The organism is Bacillota bacterium (assembly GCA_013314855.1).
Taxonomy (GTDB): Bacteria; Bacillota; Clostridia; order Acetivibrionales; family DUMC01; genus Ch48.
This window is the reverse complement of sequence record JABUEW010000049.1, coordinates 22,479-29,264: the sequence shown is the minus strand read 5'-3', so window position 1 is coordinate 29,264 and position 6,786 is coordinate 22,479. Positions and strand designations below refer to the sequence as shown.

Here is a 6,786-nt window from a genome sequence, read left to right as displayed (position 1 = left end):
TGCTATTTTTATTTCATTATTTTTTATTTATTATTTATTATAATTATTTTATTACAAATAAATCTTTGTTGCTTTAGCGGCATACTCCTCTTCAAACTTATCCCCATCATAACCCGGATCATCTTCAGGTATATCGGATAGTTTTACTTCCTCTCCGTCTTTTTCCCTGGAAATCCTTCCTGCCAACATAATTTTTACAGATTCGGTTAATGCTTCAACAGGCGCCAGGGTATTTTTACCTGTCTCCATATAGTCGCATATCCGGTCAAGCAATGCACCATAGATCTTTCCTGTATCTATTCTAAACTGGTAAGTAGACTTGGTTGTCATTATTACCATTTCAAAAGGCTGCCATGTCCCCTGGAAAGTATTATATATTGCTGTCATTCCATTTTCAAACTTTACAAAAAACGTCTCACAAATTTTCCCTTCAACTTCACTGCGCCCTACAAATTTACATGATAGAGCTCCCGTACCTGCAATTCCTCCCATTGCTTCTACGATATGAATGGCATAATTGAATTCATCTACACCCGCTGTACCAAAAATATTAAGGATTTTTCCTTTTTCTTTTTCACTTTTATTGGCAAACTCAACTATTTCTTCAGCATAACGTACTGAAGAGCTTCCAAGAATAACAGCGCCTTTAGAGGCAAGTTCCTCCAGTTTTTTGCAGTCTGCCAGAGAACCTACAATAGGTTTATCTATAAAAACCGGTTTTTTTCTGTTGATGAAAGGTTGTACATAGTTTAGATGCTTATCCCAGTTACACCCCTGTATAAAACCGATATCAACCATTTCAGCAAGTTCTTCTACAGTTTTACAGCGTTTCTCAAGTTTGTAATTTTTAATAAAGCCTTCAACTTCATCATCACCCCGGAAACCGTCATTATAAACAGCCACATAACGGGCCCGATTTCCCTTTTTAAGGTATTCCGAAAATGCTTTGGGGTGTGATACATCTATATTTACGACTCCAATTCTTATCATAATGACCTATTCTCCTTTATATTTAATTTACAGCCTTTAATTTATAGTCTCTAAGGCTCATAATTCTTGAATATAACTAGTACAATAAATTAAAAAATATAATCGCTTTCTTTAATAGTAATCGGGGCACCCGTTTCAATAGATTCATTTACCATATAACTTATTACTGCTGCCCTCGCAGCTTTTACAAGGCCGTTTGGGCTTTCAGTATCATTTAGTATTGCGTCTGCCAGCATATCTAATTCTATAGCATGCCCTTTGTCTACCTTGTCAAATTCCAGGTAAGTCCTCTTATGGCCTTCAAAACCATAATACTCCATTTTAGTAAAGTCATTAATAAATATGGCTTTGCCGTCACAGTAAATTTCGGTCGCTTCCTTTGGGAAGTCCGGGCATCCTGCACTGTTTATAAGAGTTGTACCCACAGAGCCATCTGCAAAAGTAATTGTAACTATTCCACTATCGGGAATTTTCACTTTTTCCGGGTCAAGGAATGTACCGCCGGAAGCATAAACCGTAACAGGCTGTGCCTGTACTATTTCACACAGCAAGTCAAAAACATGGCAACCTTCACCGACAAAACGCCCACCTCCTATTTCGGCTACATGTGTCCAGTGGGATTCCGGAAATGGAGCCTGGATACGGTGATATATCATTTTTTTCTTGCCGGGAAAATCTTTTAACAGGTCACGGGCTTTCGTTACCATAGGCGCCATTCCCCGGTTGTAACCTATAGTGTACTTAACATTATTTTTCTTTACTGCTTCAACTACTGCCCTGCATTCATTACGGTTAAGTCCCATTGGCTTCTCACACATAATGTGCTTTCCCGCATTGGCTGCTTTTACCGAAAGCTCGGCATGAGAATCATGACGAGTGGTAATAAACACCACATCAATCTCCCTGTCTGACAGAAGTTTATCTACATTTGTTGTCCAATAGGCAGCACCAGTATCTTCAGCCACTTCCTTCGCAGCATTTTCAATGACATCCATTGCTGCATGGATAGTATACTTTGGATTTTTCTTTAAAATCGGGATGTGCATTCCCTTTGCAAACCCTCCACAGCCTATCAAACCGACTTTCAAGCTTTTCATACCGTATCAGTTCCTTTCATCTTATATTTAACTTGATTATATAAAATCTATAATAAATATTCTTTGCATTTTTTTAGCTATATTTTGAATAATCTAATTGATAGTACACCGAATGTTAACTTTAATTCGTAATGTGCAGCATATCATGTGTAAATTTAAGTTAAAGGTAAATATATATATTATCCTTTACATCCTTTCTAAACTCATTGGGCGTAACCTTTTCCTTTTCTTTAAAGCACCGGCTGAAGTAGTGTATACTTTGAAAACCTACTAACTCGGATATTTGAGTAATGTTAAAGTCTGAATACATCATAAGCTCTTTTGCTTTTAAAATGCGCAAATTATTTATATACTGCATGGGTGAGACATTAAAATTTTTTCTAAACAGCTTATTTAGATGTGCAAGGCTTACAGCCCCTATATCTGACAACTTCTTTAGTGTAATTTTTTCGTGGTAGTTTTCATTTATATAATCTATAATTTTCAGTAAATTAAAACAGTTACCTTCTTTATCTTTAATAGTTCCTTTTACGGTTTCACTAATCTCATTAATATGATTGGTAAAAAAATTTTCATCATTCCTTACAAGTTCAAACAAAATCCTTGTAAAACCGGTATTAACAATTTCCTTATAAAACCTGGGTTTATGTAACGCTTCCATTACCAACTCTTCCAGTCTGAAGGGAAAACTTTGGTATTTACATTCAATCTTATGTTGGAGAGTTTCCAGCAACTTCGATAATTCTGTATCTATTACAGTAAACTTTACTTCTATTGTATTTAAGGGAGAAGCACTTTGAGCCATAAGCCCATGTACTATTTCAGGATGGCAAAAATATACATCGTTTTTACTGACGGTATAGTCTTTCCCGTCAACAAAAATACTCCCCTCACCATTTCTTATAAAAAACATATGGTAAAACTTATGTGTATGTTTATCAAGTATTATATTATCATACTTGCACTTCGATACCCACATTACTTCTACCGGCAGCGAAAACATATTCCCGCTCTCTCTTTTGTTAACTTATTATTTTTTTATCATTTTATTAGTTATTATACCAACATTAAATATGATTATAATAATATTAATATTATCATATTAACATCTACATTTTGATATTATCATAATATCATCATTAACGTCAATAACGCTGAAAATGTATCATTTTTTATCATTATTATCAACTTCCACCTTCTTATCTTTGTACTTTCAAACGTAAAGTACACCATTACTTTATCATTCCAAGAACCGTCAATGCAATAATACCCTCTGTATACTCATAATATCATCCATTTTTTATTTCCCACAACAGTGCTTAAACTTCTTTCCACTCCCGCATGGACAAGGATCATTTCTGCCCACTTTCCATCTTGACGCAGCAGTCTCGGCAGAGTTCTTTCCCCGGCCCTTAACCAGGTTTTTCGGAGGTAAGCTTTTAGGATTCCACTCCTTGTATTGTTCATTACATACATGAATTTCGCCTGAAATAGAATTGCCTTTTATCCAATAGTTTGGTGTATACAATAATATATTATTCAATAGTTCTCTAATAAAGGGAACTGTTAAAACTTCATCCTGCATTTCCAACTCTTTTGCCAGTTGCCTTATATCTGTTCCAGGCTTTATATTTAAAGAAATCCGTGCAACATCTGAAACCAATTCACATGCCTCTTCATCATTGTCAATTTCTTTATCCCCGGCTTGTCCCACTTGTCCCATTACTTCGTAAACCCATTTGAAATAAGGGCTGTGCAAAACGAGGCTTAACCACCCTTCATTCCCTTCCGGTATCATTTCTTTTGAGATTAAAGGGTACTCTGCCTTTTGCCATTCAGAGCTCAGTATTTTTTTGCTTACGTTTTCTGCAAACATATTATAATACACTTTTGTCCCTATTCTCTCACTTTCGGTATAGCTTTTTTCCATATTTTTGAATATGTTTTCAAAAGCAGTTGTAAACTCGTCATCTATACTTAGGTCCAATAATCGGGCAGTTTCTTTCATTAAATCATATTTTTGTACAATACCCCAATAGTAGAAAATTGATATAATGATTTTACTAATCTTATCTGTAAACATTCGTCTTTTTTGGAAGTCCGTATTTGCTTTCAGTTTCTCTAAAACCATTTTTATATCATCAGGAATAACCCATTCATACTTTTCTTCATCTTCACCACATACAGTAAACAAAAGCCCTTTATTGCGTAAATCCGCCAATATCTTCGGAACACCTTCGCTTTCTTCCCAGAAAGCTTCTCCGGTCTTGTGAATTTCCGATATGGCAATGTATGAAGGTTGTGGTAAAAAAGCCAGTATATTTTCAATGTTATCCAGTAAAAATTGATTAATAAGTTCAATAAGCTCATCTTTTTTTAATTCTGAAGCTTTTTCAATATTAAGTTTTTTTCTTATTACATCAAGTTCGTTTTTACGCAATAAGCTCAAATAATCTTTCAACATGTGACCATCAAGCTTGCAGCGTTCAATCATAAAAGGTGGCATAGAGCGTGGTCTATAACTTGTAAGGTTTGCAATCCTGTAAAGCAAATCATCAAGGTCTAATTGTTGTTCTTCCATATCTTCCTCGGATAGTTTCCCATTTAACAATTTCTCAATAAATGTAAGCTTGTCATCCGGTACACTTGCCACTTTTTTCTCTTTTCTTTTTTTCCGGTTTTTAACCTCTCTATGTTCCATAAACATAATATCGTCTGTCGGGCCGTTATATCCGCATACTCCTACACGCGGAGAATTAATTATATCGGTAAAATACACTTCCTTATTCTCGGTTTGCATCTTTTTCATGCAGAACTCACATACAAAGCCTTGCTTGCCTGAATAAACATCGTAAAAATGCAACTTTGCCAAATTATTACAATAAAAGCATTTATATTCTACAGGTAAATTTCTACCAATAAGACGTATACCTCTATCGGGAAATAAAGGTTCATACTTTTCCATTACCTTTAACTCAAGTTCTGTAGTCGAACCATAATCATAAATATAGGTAAAGGACATTCCTACATCCAAAACTTCATCTATTTCGATATCCATATCCTCAGAATTTCCCCATTCATCGTCCGGGTAGCGTTCATATTTAATGCCGTTAATAACAAATTTGCTCAAATGTCCGCAACATTCGACCCATATATCCTTTAAGTATTGATCCATCTCCCTTAATAATACACACCCATCTACCATTAAATACAAATAGTAACCTATATTGTATTTTGCTTCTACTTTTATTAAGTAAGTGCTATCATTAATGTTATTTCTATTTATTTTTGCCCCTTTTGTTTTCTCCAGACACGTTTTTATATGCCTTGCCATTCCATTCTCCGAATAAAAATCATTACAAATATAGCATCTACCTTTTTTCACATTACACCTCCATCAATAAGTTTTTATACTAATAGTTTAACACAAAAAGGTAATTTAATAAAATATATTTTTACTAGTGTTGTGCAATAAAATGTAACAAATTGTATTGATAATACTATCAGAATGTACATTGGCAATTAAATGGTAAAAGAAAAGCATTAGCAGACCAACTGTGGTAGTTTTGAATTGCAAGAAACAAAATTCCACAGAGTGATTTACCCACAAGGTATAAAGACTAATGTCAAGGAGTTTTCCAGGCTGGTACACCCAGACGAAACCTGTCCGGCATATTTGCTATCAATTTTATTAAATTCTTTTATTTATATTAATCTCACTCCCTTGCCTAATAGGAGCTGTAAAACATATACATGATTTTCCTATGGGGAAAGCACTAACCTCCTTACTATCTATTGTTATATTTAATGCTTCCGGGGTATAAACGCTTTTGAGTATAAAAGTCAACTCTCTACACATTACTTGCTCTGGAAGACCTTCTATCCTGATTTTAAAACTTCCCCAGGTTTCGGAGCATTTGATAATCCTTGTGTATTTTCTCATATATCTATAATCCACCACATCATCAGGATTCGCAAACCAACAGTCATATTTCCCTTCTTCAGCAATAGTTTCAAGTCTTTCCCTATGGTGTGCAGCAGTACAGTCTTTATAGTCATGTACAGCCTTCTCAAGAGGGCAGTGAAGGTAATCAACTATCCATCCTTTATATTTCTTAGCCTGGTGTATACGCTTGTATGCATCGAATGCACTATCATACAAATCACTGAACTTCTCATGAAGAGGAGATCTATTAATCCAGAAAAGGTCCTCGGCATCGGGATAGTTAAGGTCATCAGTAATACTCATTCCAGCAATATAACCATATTCCTTTGCCTTAGATATGACTTCAGATGTAAGATTAAGATTACTACCCGGAGCAGTATAAATAGTAATTCTTCTTCCTATTGCCTTTTCAAGCTCTTCCTTGGCTAAAAGAAGCTCTCTCTCCGGATTTTCCATAACCATTATATGGCTCCAGGAATGGCATCCCACTCCCCATCCTCTTGACATAACATCACGCAGTTCATACACATCCATATGTTTCATGCCATTATACGAACTTTCACCAAGGTTACGTATCTTTCCAATGTGACCTGATACAACCTCCACATGTCCCGGTATTCCCAGTTCATCATGAACAGGAATAACAAACCTGTAGAGTTCAGAAAGAGCTTCATCATAAGTTGCTGAATACACCCATTCCTTAGCATATTTCCATTCTGCTATTGAAAGCTCAAGCAGATCTTTCATGCTATA

5 protein-coding genes are annotated in these 6,786 nt (G+C 35.3%); all 5 read right to left on the bottom strand.

Annotated elements, in window-relative coordinates:
* Positions 1-51: 51 nt before the first annotated feature.
* Complete coding sequence (locus tag HPY74_10155; GenBank protein ID NSW91012.1) at positions 52-990, bottom strand: Gfo/Idh/MocA family oxidoreductase; 939 nt, start codon at positions 988-990, stop codon at positions 52-54.
* A gap of 89 nt (positions 991-1,079) precedes the next feature.
* Positions 1,080-2,087, bottom strand: a complete 1,008-nt coding sequence (locus HPY74_10150; protein NSW91011.1) for a Gfo/Idh/MocA family oxidoreductase — start codon at positions 2,085-2,087, stop codon at positions 1,080-1,082.
* Positions 2,088-2,247: 160 nt separating this feature from the next.
* Positions 2,248-3,090, bottom strand: coding sequence for a helix-turn-helix transcriptional regulator (locus HPY74_10145; GenBank protein ID NSW91010.1), 843 nt, complete (start codon positions 3,088-3,090; stop codon positions 2,248-2,250).
* A gap of 297 nt (positions 3,091-3,387) precedes the next feature.
* Positions 3,388-5,472, bottom strand: coding sequence for an SEC-C domain-containing protein (locus HPY74_10140; protein ID NSW91009.1), 2,085 nt, complete (start codon positions 5,470-5,472; stop codon positions 3,388-3,390).
* A 306-nt stretch (positions 5,473-5,778) separates the two neighbouring features.
* Positions 5,779-6,780 (bottom strand): polysaccharide deacetylase family protein, encoded by a 1,002-nt coding sequence (locus HPY74_10135; protein NSW91008.1) that lies wholly within the window; start codon positions 6,778-6,780, stop codon positions 5,779-5,781.
* Positions 6,781-6,786: the final 6 nt, after the last annotated feature.